Genomic DNA, 14,741 nt, shown 5'->3' with positions numbered 1-14,741 from the left:
CGGCCCACCCGGAGCCGACGCGGCCCCCTGATGCGCGTGACATCCGCGTCTCCTGGTTAGGCTCCGGAGCGTGAGCAGGCTGCACGTGGTGTCCGGCAAGGGCGGGACCGGCAAGACGACGGTCGCCGCCGCACTCGCGCTCGCCCTGGCCTCGGACGGGCGGCGCACGCTCCTCGTCGAGGTCGAGGGGCGGCAGGGGATCGCACAGCTCTTCGAGACGGAGGCGCTGCCCTACGAGGAACGCAAGATCGCCGTCACGCACGGCGGAGGCGAGGTGTACGCACTCGCGGTCGACGCGGAACGCGCGTTGCTCGACTACCTCCAGATGTTCTACCGCATGGGCGGCGCCGGGCGGGCGCTGCGCAGGATGGGCGCCATCGACTTCGCGACCACCATCGCCCCGGGGCTCCGGGACGTGCTGCTGACCGGCAAGGTGTGCGAGGCGGTGCGGCGCCGCGACCGGGAGGGCCGGTGGGCGTACGACGCCGTGGTGATGGACGCCCCTCCCACCGGGCGGATAACGCGATTCCTCGGCGTCAACGACGAAGTGGCGGGGCTGGCGCGGGTCGGCCCGGTCCACCGGCAGGCGCAGGCGGTGATGAGCGTGCTCAAGTCGCCGGAGACGGCCGTCCACCTGGTCACGCTGCTGGAGGAGATGCCGGTCCAGGAGACGGTGGACGGCGTGGCGGAACTCCGCGCCGCCGGACTGCCGGTGGGAGCGGTGATCGTCAACATGCTGCGCCCGCAGCTGCTGGACGACCGTGCCGCCGCCGCGGTGGCCGAGGGCCCGGACGTGACGGCGGACGGCGTGGCACGGGTCCTCGCCGCTGCCGGCCTGGGCGGTGCGCGCCGCGGCGGCAGGGCGGAGAAGCTGGCCGGTCCGTTGCTGCAGCAGGGGCGCGAGCACGTGGCGCGGCTGGAGCTGGAACGTGAACAGCGTTCCGCGATCGACGGCCTGGGGCTCCGGGTGCACGAACTGGAGTCCCTCGCCGACGGAGTGGACCTCGCCGGCCTCTACTGGCTCGCGGACGACCTCGGACACCAGGGGGTTCGGGAATGAGTGCGGCACGTGCACGCGGCGCGGGCCGGCGGGCTGCCGGCCGTCCGTTCGGCGACCCGTCGGCCCTGCGGGCCGACCCGTTGCTGGACGATCCGCAGACGCGCATCCTGGTGTGCTGCGGCTCGGGTGGTGTCGGCAAGACCACCACCGCCGCGGCCCTGGGACTGCGGGCGGCGGAACGCGGCCGGAAGGTCGTGGTGCTCACCATCGACCCGGCCCGGCGGCTCGCGCAGTCGATGGGGCTCGACGAGCTGGACAACAATCCGCGCCGGGTCCCGGGTGTCGCCGAGGACAAGGGCGGCGAACTCCACGCCATGATGCTCGACATGAAGCGGACGTTCGACGAGGTCGTCGAGGCGCACGCGGACGAGGACCGGGCCCGCGCCATTCTGGAGAACCCCTTCTACGCCTCGCTGTCCGCGGGCTTCGCCGGTACCCAGGAGTACATGGCGATGGAGAAACTGGGGCAGCTCAGGGCGCGCGACGAGTGGGACCTCATCGTCGTCGACACCCCGCCGAGCCGATCGGCCCTGGACTTCCTGGACGCGCCGCAACGTCTGGGGTCCTTCCTCGACGGCCGGTTCATCCGTCTGCTCACCGCGCCGGCGAAGGCAGGCGGCAGGGCCGGCATGAAGTTCGTGAACCTGGGGGTCGCCGGGCTGTCGGTGGTCACCGGGGCGCTGGACAAGCTGCTCGGCGCCTCGCTGCTGCGGGACGTGCAGACGTTCGTGGCCGCCATGGACTCCACGTTCGGCGGGTTCCGCAACCGCGCCGACGCGACGTACCGGCTGCTCCAGGGGTCCGACACCGCGTTCCTCGTCGTCGCCGCTCCCGAACAGGACGCGCTGCGCGAGGCGGCGTACTTCGTGGAACGGCTGACGGAGGAGCGCATGCCCCTCGCCGGGCTGGTGCTCAACCGCATGCACAGCAGCGGCGCTTCGGCGCTGAGCGCGGAGCGGGCGCTGGCGGTCGCAGAAAATCTTGAGGAAACCGACATTGTGGATCATCGGGAGGGGAAGGCACAGGAGGGTGGCGGTGTGCGCGCCCGCCGTGCCGCCGAAGTCCCCGCCGACACCTCTTCCGAGGGCTCCCCCCGCCGCGAGGATTCGGTATCGGCGAACTCGGTGCGCTCCGCTGCGCGTTCCGCGGGCGCGGCGCGGGCCGTGGCCCCGGACGCCGCCGATGCGGCGCTGGCGACGGGCCTGCTGCGGCTCCATGCGGAACGGATGCGGGTGATGGCGCGTGAGCGTCGCACCCGTGACCGGTTCGTCGCCCGCTTTCCCCAGGTGCCGGTCGCCGAAGTGGCGGCGCTGGCAGGCGATGTGCACGATCTGGACGGTCTGCGCGCGGTCGGCGGACTGCTGGCACGCCAGTCGGGGGCCGCCGGGACCGGGCAGTAGCCGGCGGACGGGACGGAAGCGGACGTGCGACGGCGGGCGGGCGTGTCCGGCCGTTGGCCCGACCGGAGTCCCGCCGTCGTCCAGCCTCTACGCGACCACTGCGTCGAACGCGTCCTGCTGGACGTCGTCGCCCTCGCCGCCGCGCTCGTACTCCGAACGTGCCGTCTCCAGCAGCCGCCGCCACGACGTGACGGTCGGCCGGCGGCGCAGCAGCGCCCTGCGCTCCCGCTCCGTCATACCTCCCCACACGCCGAACTCGACGCGGTTGTCCAGGGCGTCCGCCAGGCACTCCGTACGCACCGGGCATCCGGTGCAGACAGCCTTGGCGCGGTTCTGTGCCGCCCCCTGCACAAACAGTTCGTCCGGATCGGTCGTGCGGCAGGCCGCCTGCGCACTCCAGTCGGTAACCCAGCTCATGCCGGTGCCGTCCTCTCCCGAATCGAGGCTCCCCCACGGCGGCAAGCGGCATATTCACCGTTGCCAGTCCAGGACGTTACGGAAGCGCGTGCACGCCGCACCACCCCCTGCGGGTCCAATCTTGAATGGCCCGAACGGACTATGCGTACGCGGCAAGTCACCCAACGGAGTGACGCCGCGGCAACCTGCGCTTTTCCGGTGGCGCCGGACGATTGCCGGGCGCCGGGTCCGGGAAGGCAGGGGCGTATCCGGTGGGTCCGCCCGGCACGGGGCCGGAGCGGGCAGGCCGGAATGCGACGCGCCCGGGGCCGGGCGGTCGGCGAAGCGCACTCCGGGGCAGCTGCGGTGGCGGTGCGTCAGCTGCGGGGATGCCGCAGTCGGGCACCGACCCAGCGGGCGCGGCGCTGGAGGATGCGCGGGATGCCGATGGCCGGATCGCGGGGGTCCCGGTGCGTCAGAGGGCTTCTGCGCCCACCCGGGCGCTCCCCCTCCGGAAGGTTGTGCTCGCGTGCCACGTCGCGGTGGTCGTGCGTCAAGCCCATACCCCCGACTGTGCCCGGACCCCATGGTCGATAACCGTCCAAGTCTCACCCGTCGGGCGTATGTTCCGGGCACATGTGCGAGACGTGTCGGGTTGGTATGCGCGGGGGTGACGGTGCGGCGGGAGCGGCCGGCAGACGTGCCCGGGCGGGCGGGTCAGCGGTCGGGCTCGGGGTCGCGCAGCCAGTCGACGAGTTCGGTGGAGAACACCTCCGGGTCCTCCTCGTGCGGAAAGTGGCCGAGCCCGTCGAACAACCGCCACCGGTAGGGCGCCTCGACGTACTCCCCGGACCCGGCAGCGCTCCGGGTGCGCAGTACCGGATCGAGCGAGCCGTGCAGATGCAGGGTCGGGACGCGCACCGGTCGCTTCATCCGCCGGTTGAACTGCACGCCGTCCGGCCGGGCCAGGGAGCGCACCAACCACCGGTAGGGCTCCACCGAGCAGTGGGCCGTGGACGGAATGCACATGGCGCGCCGGAACCGGTCCAGCGAGGCGTCGTCCAGGCTCTCGTCCAGCTTGGGGCCCGACCACTCCCGGATCAGACGGCCCACCAGCGCGCCGTTGTCGGCGGTGAGGCGGCGTTCCGGGATCCAGGGGCGCTGAAAGCCCCACACGTGACGCCCGGCCGCCGTCTGCCGGAGATCCGTCAGCATCGCGGCGCGCCAGCGTCGCGGGTGCGGCATCGAGGCGACCGCGAGACGGCGGATCAGTTTCGGGCGCATCACGGCGGCCGTCCACGCCAGGTAGCCGCCCAGGTCGTGTCCGACCAGGGCTGCGTCGGGTTCGCCGAGCGAGCGGATCACCCCGGTGACGTCCAGCGCCAGGTTCGCCGGGTCGTAGCCGCGCGGTGTGCGGTCGCTGCCGCCGACGCCGCGCAGGTCCATCGCCACCGCCCGGTAGCCCGCCGCGGCGAGCGCCGTCAGTTGGTGCCGCCAGGTCCACCAGTACTGCGGGAAGCCGTGCAGCAGCAGCACCAGCGGCCCGTCGCCGAGTTCGGCGATGTGGAACCGCGCGCCGTTCGCGGCCACGTCACGGTGCAGCCAGGGCCCCTCGGGCCGGACGACTGCTGCGGTGCTGTCGGGGTGTGCCATGCCCCGAGAGTTTCACACCGAGGACTTCTCCATGCTCACGGAGGGCGTTGCGGAGCGGCCGGTGTCGGGCCGGGGGTGCGGCTTGGCGTGCTGGAGCACCGCCGCGGACTCCTTGGCCGAGTCGATGATGGCCTGCTTCGGCGGTGAGATCCGCTTCAGGACGGCCTTGGCGACCAGACCCAGCAGCGCCGCCAGCACCATGAACGCAAGACCCGTGAACAGGAAGGACAAGGCGAGGCCCAGCCCCAGGTTGTGGAGACCGTAGGCGGCGGCGAAACTCAGCACCGGCAGCGAGAACAGGACCAGAACCACGGCGACGACCGCGGCACCGCCCCCGATGGCGCCCCGTTTCACGTCGTGACGGAGTTCCGCCTTGGCCAGCGCGATCTCGTCGTGCACCAGGGCGGACAGCTCCGTGGTGGCCGAGGCGACCAGTTGGCCCAGGCTCCGGTCGTCGGCGGCTGTGCTCATCGGCTCTCCCTGTTCTCGGTTCTTCACTTGCCGGTCCGTCACCCGATGATGCCGGATCACCTGCCTCGCGGGGGTATCCACGCGCGACGCGGGGGCACCGGAACGGACCGCGCCGTCCTCCGGTGCCCCCGCGTCGTCGGGATGCCCTCCTGTCTGCCGTCTCGGCCCGACGAGGGCCGGGCGGCTCAGTCCTCGCTGGGGGCGCTCGGCATCTTCGCCTCGATCAGATCCATCACCGAGGAGTCGGTGAGGGTGCTGACGTCGCCTCGTTGACGGTTCTCCGCGACGTCGCGGAGCAGGCGCCGCATGATCTTGCCGGAGCGGGTCTTGGGGAGTTCCGCCACGGCGAGGATCTTCTTGGGCTTGGCGATCGGCCCGAGCTGCTTGCCGACGTGCTGCCGCAGTTCCTCGGTGAGGCCCTCGTCCTCCGCCGCCGAACCGCGCAGGATGACGAAGGCGACGATCGCCTGCGTGGTCTGCGGGTCGGTCGCGCCGACCACGGCGGCCTCGGCCACCTTCGGGTGCGCGACCAGGGCCGACTCGACCTCGGTGGTGGAGATGTTGTGGCCGGAGACGAGCATCACGTCGTCGACCCGGCCCAGCAGCCACACGTCGCCGTCGTCGTCCTTCTTGGCGCCGTCACCGGCGAAGTACTTGCCCTCGAAGCGGGACCAGTAGGTGTCCAGGAACCGCTTGTCGTCGCCCCAGATGGTGCGGAGCATCGAGGGCCACGGCTCGGTGAGGACGAGGTACCCGCCGCCGCCGTCCGGGACTTCGTGTGCCTCGTCGTCGACCACCGTTGCGGAGATGCCGGGGAGCGGCACCTGGGCCGAGCCGGGCTTGGCCTCGGTCACGCCGGGCAGCGGGCTGATCATCACGCCGCCGGTCTCCGTCTGCCACCAGGTGTCCACGACGGGCGTGCGGTCGCCGCCGATGTGGTGCCGGTACCAGACCCACGCCTCCGGATTGATCGGTTCGCCCACTGAGCCCAGGATGCGGAGCGAGGACAGGTCGAACTTCGCCGGGATGTCGTCGCCCCACTTCATCGCGGCGCGGATCGCGGTCGGCGCGGTGTAGAGCAGCGTCACACCGTACTTCTCGACGATCTCCCACCAGCGGCCCTTGTGCGGGGTGTCGGGGGTGCCCTCGTAGAGGACCTCCGTCGCGCCGTTGGCCAGCGGGCCGTAGACGATGTACGAGTGGCCGGTCACCCAGCCAACGTCGGCGGTGCACCAGAAGACGTCGGATTCCGGCTTGAGGTCGAAGACGGCGTGGTGGGTGTAGGCGACCTGCGTCAGGTAGCCGCCCGTGGTGTGCAGGATGCCCTTCGGCTTACCCGTCGTGCCTGAGGTGTAGAGGATGAACAGCGGGTGCTCGGCATCGAAGTCCTGCGGGGTGTGCTGGTCGGACTGGCGCTCGACGAGCTCGTGCCACCAGACGTCGCGGCCGTCGGTCCACGCCACGTCCTCCTGGCCCGTGCGGCGCACCACCAGCACCGAGCGCACGTTCTCCGTGCCCGGCCGGGTCAGGGCCTCGTCCACAGCAGGCTTGAGGGCGCTGGGCGCGCCCTTGCGGTACCCGCCGTCGGCGGTGATCACCACGCGGGCGTCCGCGTCCTGGATGCGAGTGGCCAGGGCGTCGGCGGAGAACCCTCCGAACACCACGGAGTGCGGGGCGCCGATGCGGGCACAGGCCAGCATGGCGACGACGGTCTCCGGGATCATCGGCATGTAGACGGCTACCCGGTCCCCCGCCTCCACACCGAGCTCGGTCAGCGCGTTGGCCGCCTTGGACACCTCGCGCTGCAGATCGGCGTAGGTGAGCGTGCGGGAGTCGCCCGGCTCACCCTCGAAGTGGAAGGCCACCCGGTCGCCGTGCCCCGCCTCCACGTGCCGGTCGACGCAGTTGTAGGCCACGTTCAGCTTGCCGTCGGCGAACCACTTGGCGAACGGTGGGTTGGACCAGTCCAGCGTCTCGGTGGGCTCGGTGCCCCAGGTCAGGCGGCGTGCCTGCTCGGCCCAGAAGCCCAGCCGGTCGGTCCTCGCCTGCTCGTAGGCCGCCGCGGTGACATTGGCGTGTGCGGCCAGCTCGGCAGGCGGAGTGAAGCGGCGCTCCTCCTTGAGCAGGTTGGCCAGGCTCTCGTTGCTCACGACATCTCCCTTTCCCAGGGTGTCCGTTGTGTCCCGTGCCCTAGCTCATCAGCCCAGCACCTCTCTGACAAGGGCTGACGCGGGGAGGTGGTGTATACCTTTCGCGTCGGGAGTCACTGCCGTGCACCTGCGGCTTCGACCTCCGAGCCGCAGCCGCGACGGGCGTGGTGTTCCTCCGAGGAGCGCAGGTCGCCGCCCTCGACCGGTACGAACTCCGGGGCGCGGAGCGCTGTTCCGTCGGGGGCGGCGCCCCCGGAGGGCGGCCACGGGTCCATGACGTATGCCTGGGCCTCGGCCACGTGGAAGTACATGCCGTGCAGTTCGAGCCGGCCTTCGGCGACGCGCGTGGCGACCGGGGGGTGGGCCAGCAGGTGCTCGAGCTGCTGAACGATGTTCGTCAGGCACAGCCGTTCCAGCCCGTCCGCGTTCCGGCCCGCGATGCGCGGTACGGATGCGGGGTGCTCGGTCATTCGGTGCACGCTCGGCCTGCCGTGGCGCAACCACCGGCCCAGTGCCGTGTCCTGCCCGGCGGAGTCCGTGGCCTGCAGGGCCTGCATCGCCCCGCAGCCCGAGTGGCCGCACACCGTGATCGATTCGACCTGGAGCACCTCCACCGCGTACTCGATCGCGGCGGCCACCGAGGCGTCCTGCCGCTCGTCGCCGGGCAGCGGTACCAGGTTTCCGACGTTGCGCACCGTGAAGAGGTCACCGGGGCCGCTCGATGTGATCATGCTGGTCACGAGGCGGGAGTCGGCGCAGGTGAGGAAGAGTTGGGAGGGCCGCTGCCCCTCCTCCGCCAGCCGTGCGAGTTCCGCCCGCACCAGAGGTGCCGTCCGGCGCTGGAAGTTGCGCAGTCCGCCGAGCAACTGCCGGCGGTGCGGGGGGTGGGCGTGGTGTTCCTCCGCCTCCGGGCGGGTGCAGTGGTGGTTCCGCCAGGGAGTCCACGGCGAGCAGGCGTGGGAGGAGGGTTCCGCGATCTGGCGTCCTTCCCGGCCGCACAGCTCCGCGCTGCCGCCGCGCGCCTCGTGCGAGAGGCGCCACTCCTGGAGTGTCTCGAAGGCTGCGTGGTCGATGAAGGAGCCGTCCAGCTCCACCCTGGCGGAGGCCCCTTCGGGGACCTGCGCCAGCGCCCTGCTGAGGCGGGGGACGGCGAGGAAGGTGAGCTGTCCCCGTACGCGGACCCGGTGGGTGTCACCGGCCGGCTCGACACTCACGCGGGTCCGCGCCAGGCGGTGCAGGGCGACGGTCACCGCGACCGCGATTCCGAGGCCGACCCCTTCCAGGACGCCGAGGAACACCACGCCGGCCAGCGTCGCCGCGTAGACCAGGGCCTCGCGGTGCCGGGTCACGGTGCGGATGTGGGTGATGTTGACCATCTGCACCCCGACCACCATCACCAGTGCGGCCAGTGCTGCCAGCGGGATCTGCTCCAGCAGGGCGACGGCCAGCCATGCTGCCAGCATCACCCACACCCCGTGGAGGATCGAGGAGTTCCGGCTGACGGCGCCGGCGGCCACGTTGGCCGAGCTGCGGACCGCCACTCCGGCCACGGGCAGGCCGCCGAGGGCACCGGAGACGACGTTGGACGCGCCGAGTCCGCGCAGTTCGCGATCGAGGTCCGCCCGCGGCACCTGCGTGTCCCCGGTGCGCGAGGCGGTGAGTTTGTCCATCGCGACCGCGGAAAGCAGCGTCTGAACGCCGGAGACCACGGTGATGGTCAGCACGCCGGCGAGCAGCCCCGTGAACGCCCCCTCCGGCATGCCGGGCAGCGCGTGGCTCTGCCAGGACGGCAGGTCTACCCGGGCGACGCGGAGGTCGGTGAGTGAGGCGGCGGCCGTCGCGAGGCCCACGGCGGCCAGGGCCGCAGGGAGCCGGCCGGTCCACCTGCCCGGTCGGCCGGGCAGGCGCCGCAGGTGGGGCCAGGCGAGCAGCACGGCGACGGTGAGACTGCCGACAGCGAGGGCGACGGGGTGCGGTTCCGTCAGCTGGCCGGGCAGGGCCAGGGCGTTGGCGACGGGGGAGCTCTCGGGGGTGCCGCCGAGCATGATGTGGAGCTGGGCGAGTGCGATGGTGACGCCGATACCGGCGAGCATGCCGTGCACGATGGCCGGGCTGACCGCCAGCGCGGAACGTGCCACGCGCAGGCGCCCCAGCAGAAGCTGGACGAGGCCCGCTCCTACCGTCAGGGCACAGGTGGTGCGCCAGCCGTGGGTGGCGATGAGGTCCGCGGTGACGACGGTGAGCCCGGCGGCGGGGCCGCCGATCTGGAGGGGTGCCCCGCCGAGGCGGCCGCCGACGATGCCGCCCACCGCGGCCGCGACCAGACCGGCCTGGAGCGGAGCTCCGGCGGTCAGTGCGATGCCGAGCGAGAGCGGCAGGGCGATGAGGAAGACCGTCACGGAAGCCGACAGGTCGGCTGCGTGGCGGCTGCGGCGTCGGGCGCGCAGCGTACTCCTGGAGTCCTCGTGTCCTCCGGCTCCGTCGTCGTGATGCGGCGGTCGTGCGGGGGCACAGGTGGGCATCGAGCGGTACCTCCTCGCGGTCGTTCTCCGTCGTTCCCGGTCGTTCACCAACGCTTGCTCGCCGCACGACATGCGATGACTACGCAGCGTGTCGGTAAATGAAGCGTAAGAGAACGTAAAGACTTGGAGAAGTCGAGGACGGCGATCGTGGGAGAGGTTCCGTCGAGCGAGTGAAAAAGGCATTCAGTCCGCTTGTCATACGAATTCTCCGCTGTCGCCGTGTCAGGTTGAGCTGTCATCAGTTACACAAATGTCTCGAATGACGGCATGTCCTGACATGCGAATGCGAGGTGAACATGACGGCCACCAGACGCCGGCTCGCGGGCACGGCCGCACTGGTCGCGTTGGCGGTTCTGCTCGGCGGGTGCGCGGGCGGTACCTCGGCCCCGGAGAAATCCCGTCCCGGATCGGACGACGAGGCGCCGCGGGGCAGGCCGGAGCGGCAGGTGAGGGTCCTGGGGGACGGATCGACCGCGGTGACCGGGCGTCAGCCGAACCAGCCCGTCCCCACCCGCCTGGCCCCCGGCGAGAAACCCCCGCAGTTCGTGGTGTTCTCCTGGGACGGCGCGGGCGAGGACGGCAACCGGCTGTTCTCCCGCTTCCGCCGGCTGGCCGCCGAGCACGACGCGTCGATGACCTACTTCCTCAGCGGCCTCTACGTCCTGCCCGAGGACTCCCGGGAGCGCTACCACCCGCCCCGCCACACCGCGGGCGCCTCCGACATCGGATTCCTCAACGACGACCACATCCGCGCCACCCTCGAACAGCTGCGACTGGCCTGGCTCGACGGCAGCGAGGTCGGCACCCACTTCAACGGCCACTTCTGCGGCCCCGACGGCGTCGGTGCCTGGACGAGCGACGAGTGGAAGAGCGAGATCCGGCAGGCGAAGTGGTTCGTCCAGCACTGGCGCACCACCACCGGCCTGGACGGTACCCCGCCGCTGCCCTTCGACTACGACGCCGAACTCGTCGGCGGCCGTACGCCCTGCCTGGAGGGGCGGGAGAACCTGCTGCCCGCGGCTGCGGAACTGGGCTTCCGTTACGACTCCAGCGGCAACGGCACCCAGGTCTGGCCGGACAAGGAGCAGGGCCTGTGGGACCTGCCGCTCCAGCAGATCCCGATGCCGGGGCGTGCGTTCGAGACGCTGTCGATGGACTACAACTTCCTGGCCAACCAGTCCGGCACCGTCAACGGTGCGCCGGCGAACCGGCCGGCGTGGCGCAAGCAGTGGCACGACGGGTTGATGCAGGGCTTCCGCCGCGCCTACGACGGCAACCGGGCCCCGATGATCGTCGGCAACCACTTCGAGCAGTGGAACGGCGGCATCTACATGGACGCCCTGGAGGACGTCATCACGAAGGTGTGCTCCCTCGAGGACGTCCGCTGCGTCTCCTTCCGCCAGCTCGTCGACTGGCTCGACGCGCAGGACCCCGAGGTCCTCGCCCGGCTCCGCACCCTTGGAGTCGGCGAGAAACCCGCCGAAGGCTGGGAGGAATTCCTCGCGCGGAAGCCCTCGCCGAAGGCGGGCGGCCCCCGTCGGCAGGAGCGCGGTACGCAGTAGCCGGGACGGCGGTGCCGGTGCTCGGCACCGCCGCGCCGGCGGCTCCGGGGGTCAGGCGGGCTGCGGCGCCGGCTTCTCGCGGAGCACGAAACCGGGATCGATCTGGGCCGCCAGGTCGGTCCCGGTCCGCGCGTTCCCCCAACTCTCCGCGTTGCGCAGGTGGAAGTGGACCATCTGCCGCGTGTACCGCTCCCAGTCGCGGTCCGCGTGCGCCGCGTCCACCGTCTCCCGCAGCGTCTCCAGCGCGGCGCGGTCGCCCTCCGCCAGCGCGGACAGCGGCCGCGGCCTGCCGCGCTCCGCCGCACGTACCCACTCCGAATGGCCCAGGACGGTCAGCAGATCCGTTCCCACCTGCTCCCGCAGGAACTCCAGATCCTCCCGGTCCTGCACCTTGTTCCCCACCACGCACAGGCGGACCCCGAAATCGCGCGCGTAGTCGCGGTACTGGCGGTAGACCGCCACACCCTTCCGCGTCGGTTCGGCGACGAGGAAGGTCACGTCGAACCGCGTGAACATGCCCGAGGCGAACGAGTCGCTGCCCGCGGTCATGTCGACGACGACGTACTCCCCACGGCCGTCCACGAGATGGTTGAGGCAGAGCTCGACGGCGCCGACCTTGGAGTGGTAGCAGGCCACACCCAGGTCGGACTCCTCGAACGGCCCGGTCGCGAGGAGCCGGGCATCGCCGCCCTCCAGCGGAACGCGGCGCGCGCAGGCCTCGAAGACCGGGTTGTCCTCGGTGACCCGGAGCAGCCGGGAACCCGTCCCCGGAGGAGTCGTCTTGATCATCGTGTCGGCGGAGGCGATGCGCGGGTTCGTGCCCCGCAGGTGCTCCTTGATGAGGGGGAGTTGCGCGCCCATCGCGGGCAGGGACGCCGCAGCGGCCTCGTCCAGGCCGAGCGCCTGCCCCAGGTGCTGGTTGATGTCGGCGTCGACCGCCAGAACGGGTGCGCCCGCCGCGGTGAGATGCCGGATGAACAGTGAGGACAGCGTGGTCTTGCCGCTGCCGCCCTTTCCCACGAAAGCGATCTTCATGTTCACCAGCGTAGTCGGATGCTCACGGAGGGTTGCGACGCTGCGTGAACAAGACCACTCGATCGGGGTGCCTCACGGTGAGCCGGTGTGCGTAGGCTCATACGCATGGGTAACACCGCTGACCGCTCCCCCGACGACCCCCTCGCCCCTCTCGCGGAACTGCCCGGCGTACCGCAGGCCGTGGCCTCGGTGCGGAAGGCCGTGGACCAGGTGTACGGGCACCGGGTGATGCGTCGTCGCAGCGCCGAGGTCAGTGCGGAGGCCGCGCTGCGCGGAGCCCGCGCCTCGGCCGCCCTCGACGGTGCCGATTGGGCATTGGAGGAAGTGCGCCGGCGCAGCGACTTCGGCGTCGACGGCGAGGCCCGCACCGTCGGCGGTGCCCTGCGGGCCACGGCCGAGTCGGGACACCTGCTGGACGTCTGGCGGCAGTCGCCGATGCGGGTGCTGGCCAGGTTGCACCTCGTAGCCGTCGGCGGCAACGAGACGCAGGACTTCGTCGGCCGGCCGCGGCGTGCGGGCGAGAGCGTGGCCGACGACAGGCTCGACCTGCCGCTGCCGGACGCCGACGAGGTCGCGGCGCGCCTGACGGCCCTCACCCGCCTGCTGGTCTCCCCCTCCGAGGCGCCCGCCCTGGTGACGGCGGCAGTCGTGCACGCCGAACTGCGGGTGCTCAGGCCCTTCCGTTCGTGCAACGGGCTGGTGGCGCGGTCGGCCGAGCGCATCGTGATGGTGGGCAGCGGGCTCGACCCCAAGGCGGTGGCCCCCTCCGAGGTCGGGCATGCCGAACAGGGCGAGGGCGCGTACCGGGCGGCTCTCGCCGGCTACGCCTCCGGGACGGCGCAGGGCGTGGCCGACTGGATCGCCCACTGCGGGCGGGCGGCAGAGCTGGGAAGCCGCGAGAGCACGGCGGTGTGCGAGGCGCTGCAGCGCGGGGCCGCCTGAATGTGGCCGACGCGAGCCGCGGCGGGGCCCGGCATCGTGGCCGTGAGGAGGAGCGGATGCGGCGGTACCGCTCTGCGATACCGCCGCTGGCATGTCCACCGGGTTACCAGTGCGTGCTCCACATAGCGTCCATCAGGTCGGGACTTTGCCCGTCACCTGGTGCGACTGGCCCGAATCGCGGGTCGGCTGCGCGTGGGTGCCCGATGTTCATGCAGGCGGTCCGTGGGGCCTTGGTGCGTTGGCGGGATCCTCTCGGATGCCACTGGTCTCGCGGGCCGTTGTCTCTTTTGTACCGCGCGGGGAGATCCACAGGAACCCCGGGGCGGGAGATCTTTGCCCTCCCGTTCACGCGGTGCCGGGACGGGCCCGCCGCCGCCCGCTGTACCAGACGATTCCCGCGGTGGCGGCGGCTGCCAGGACCGCCGCACCGGCCACCGCCAGCGCTGGCCGGGTGGGCATCGTCCAGGACGGAAGCCGCTCCTTCAGCGGCACCGGCCTGGAGAAGTTGAGCACCGGCCAGCCGCGGGCCAGGGCCTCCTTGCGCAGCGCACGGTCGGCGTTGACCGCGTGGGGGTGGCCGACGGCCTCCAGCATGGGCAGGTCCGTCGCCGAGTCGCTGTAGGCGTAGCACCGGCTCAGGTCGTAGCCCTCCTCGGCCGCCAGCTCGGCGATGGCCTCCGCCTTCGTGGGGCCGTAGGCGTAGTACTCCACGTCCCCGGTGAAGTACCCGTCCTCCACCACCATGCGGGTGGCCACGACGCGGTCGGCGCCGAGCATCCTGCCGATGGGCTCCACCACTTCGGCGCCCGAGGTCGAGACGATCACGACGTCCCGGCCCTCGAGGTGGTGCTGCTCGATGAGGGTGGCGGCCTCGTCGTAGATGATCGGATCGATCCTGTCGTGCAGCGTCTCCGCCACGATGTCGCGCACGTGCTGGACGTTCCAGCCGCGGCAGAGGTCCGACAGGTACCGCCTCATCCGTTCCATCTGGTCGTGGTCCGCTCCGCCGGCCAGAAAGACGAACTGGGTGTAGGCGGTGCGCAGTACGGCGCGGCGATTGATGAGGCCCCCCTCGTAGAAGGACCTTCCGAAGGTGAGTGCGCTCGACTTCGCAATGACCGTCTTGTCCAGGTCGAAGAAGGCGGCAGTACGGGGTAGCGACTGGTTTTCCACGGCCCCGAGCATAGGGCGCCCACCATTCGGCGTAAGCTGTGGCGCGTGGGTTTGCCTGAGAAGGCCTTCGGGTACACCATGGAAGTCACGGATCGTTCGCGACCGTGCTAACCCGGTCCGGCTCCTCCCCCCCGAGTCGGCCGTGGAGACGACCCCCGCTCTCCCCCCCGGCGGGGGTCGTCGCATGTCCGGGGGCTTTTTGCGCGGCCCCGACCGCTGCTCTCCCTTCTCTCCCTTCTCCCGCGTCCTGTTGAGCAGGACTCCCGCGCCGCCGGGAAGCACCGGCTCACGGCTCCCAGTAAACCCTCACTGCGCGTAATCGGGAAGCTTCGCTCCGAACGTCACCGGAACGGGTCGCCGAGTTATTCACAACCTTC

The 14,741-nt window shown here is 71.5% G+C and carries 12 protein-coding genes; 4 read left to right on the top strand and 8 right to left on the bottom strand.

Translation table 11 applies throughout. The features are described from left to right. Window positions 1-70: 70 nt before the first annotated feature. Complete coding sequence (gene bagA, locus ACL06G_RS00165; protein ID WP_412784886.1) at window positions 71-1,060, top strand: ATPase BagA; 990 nt, start codon at window positions 71-73, stop codon at window positions 1,058-1,060. Then, window positions 1,057-2,460 (top strand): ArsA family ATPase, encoded by a 1,404-nt coding sequence (gene bagB, locus ACL06G_RS00160; RefSeq protein WP_412835143.1) that lies wholly within the window; start codon window positions 1,057-1,059, stop codon window positions 2,458-2,460. The genes bagA and bagB overlap by 4 nt, the downstream gene beginning before the upstream one ends. Window positions 2,461-2,547: 87 nt before the next feature. On the opposite strand, the gene ACL06G_RS00155 is transcribed toward bagB, so the two are convergent. The 6 genes from ACL06G_RS00155 to ACL06G_RS00130 all read right to left on the bottom strand — a co-directional run bounded on the left by ACL06G_RS00155 (window position 2,548) and on the right by ACL06G_RS00130 (window position 9,652). Then, window positions 2,548-2,877: a WhiB family transcriptional regulator gene (locus tag ACL06G_RS00155; protein ID WP_412784888.1), complete on the bottom strand. Its 330-nt coding sequence runs from the start codon at window positions 2,875-2,877 to the stop codon at window positions 2,548-2,550. Between the two features lie 356 nt (window positions 2,878-3,233). Beyond that, window positions 3,234-3,419 carry a hypothetical protein gene (locus ACL06G_RS00150; RefSeq protein WP_412784889.1) on the bottom strand — a complete coding sequence of 62 codons (186 nt, stop codon included), beginning with the start codon at window positions 3,417-3,419 and terminating at the stop codon, window positions 3,234-3,236. Between the two features lie 154 nt (window positions 3,420-3,573). Continuing rightward, window positions 3,574-4,509 (bottom strand): alpha/beta fold hydrolase, encoded by a 936-nt coding sequence (locus ACL06G_RS00145; RefSeq protein WP_412784890.1) that lies wholly within the window; start codon window positions 4,507-4,509, stop codon window positions 3,574-3,576. Between the two features lie 12 nt (window positions 4,510-4,521). Further along, window positions 4,522-4,980 carry a phage holin family protein gene (locus ACL06G_RS00140; protein ID WP_412835142.1) on the bottom strand — a complete coding sequence of 153 codons (459 nt, stop codon included), beginning with the start codon at window positions 4,978-4,980 and terminating at the stop codon, window positions 4,522-4,524. Between the two features lie 185 nt (window positions 4,981-5,165). Then, complete coding sequence (gene acs / locus ACL06G_RS00135; protein ID WP_412784892.1) at window positions 5,166-7,130, bottom strand: acetate--CoA ligase; 1,965 nt, start codon at window positions 7,128-7,130, stop codon at window positions 5,166-5,168. Window positions 7,131-7,243: 113 nt separating this feature from the next. Beyond that, a complete protein-coding gene (locus ACL06G_RS00130) occupies window positions 7,244-9,652 on the bottom strand; it encodes a SulP family inorganic anion transporter (protein ID WP_412835141.1) in 2,409 nt (802 codons plus the stop codon). 296 nt (window positions 9,653-9,948) lie between these two features. On the opposite strand from ACL06G_RS00130, the gene ACL06G_RS00125 reads away from it, so the two are divergent. Then, window positions 9,949-11,214, top strand: coding sequence for a polysaccharide deacetylase family protein (locus tag ACL06G_RS00125; protein WP_412835140.1), 1,266 nt, complete (start codon window positions 9,949-9,951; stop codon window positions 11,212-11,214). 51 nt (window positions 11,215-11,265) lie between these two features. Here the strand turns inward: ACL06G_RS00125 and ACL06G_RS00120 are convergent, their stop codons facing one another. Beyond that, window positions 11,266-12,249, bottom strand: coding sequence for an ATP-binding protein (locus ACL06G_RS00120; RefSeq protein ID WP_412788022.1), 984 nt, complete (start codon window positions 12,247-12,249; stop codon window positions 11,266-11,268). A 105-nt stretch (window positions 12,250-12,354) separates the two neighbouring features. Between ACL06G_RS00120 and ACL06G_RS00115 the strand changes: the two genes are divergently transcribed. Beyond that, the gene (locus ACL06G_RS00115) at window positions 12,355-13,191 is read left to right on the top strand and encodes a Fic family protein (RefSeq protein ID WP_412788021.1); all 837 of its coding nucleotides are present in this window, start codon (window positions 12,355-12,357) and stop codon (window positions 13,189-13,191) included. Between the two features lie 345 nt (window positions 13,192-13,536). On the opposite strand, the gene ACL06G_RS00110 is transcribed toward ACL06G_RS00115, so the two are convergent. Further along, on the bottom strand, window positions 13,537-14,376 hold the full coding sequence (locus tag ACL06G_RS00110) for an HAD family hydrolase (RefSeq protein ID WP_412788020.1): 840 nt from the start codon (window positions 14,374-14,376) through the stop codon (window positions 13,537-13,539). Window positions 14,377-14,741 lie beyond the last annotated feature (365 nt).

The organism is Streptomyces callyspongiae, from assembly GCF_047200695.1.
Classification (GTDB): Bacteria; Actinomycetota; Actinomycetes; order Streptomycetales; family Streptomycetaceae; genus Streptomyces.
This window is presented reverse-complemented; position numbering and strand designations above follow the sequence as displayed.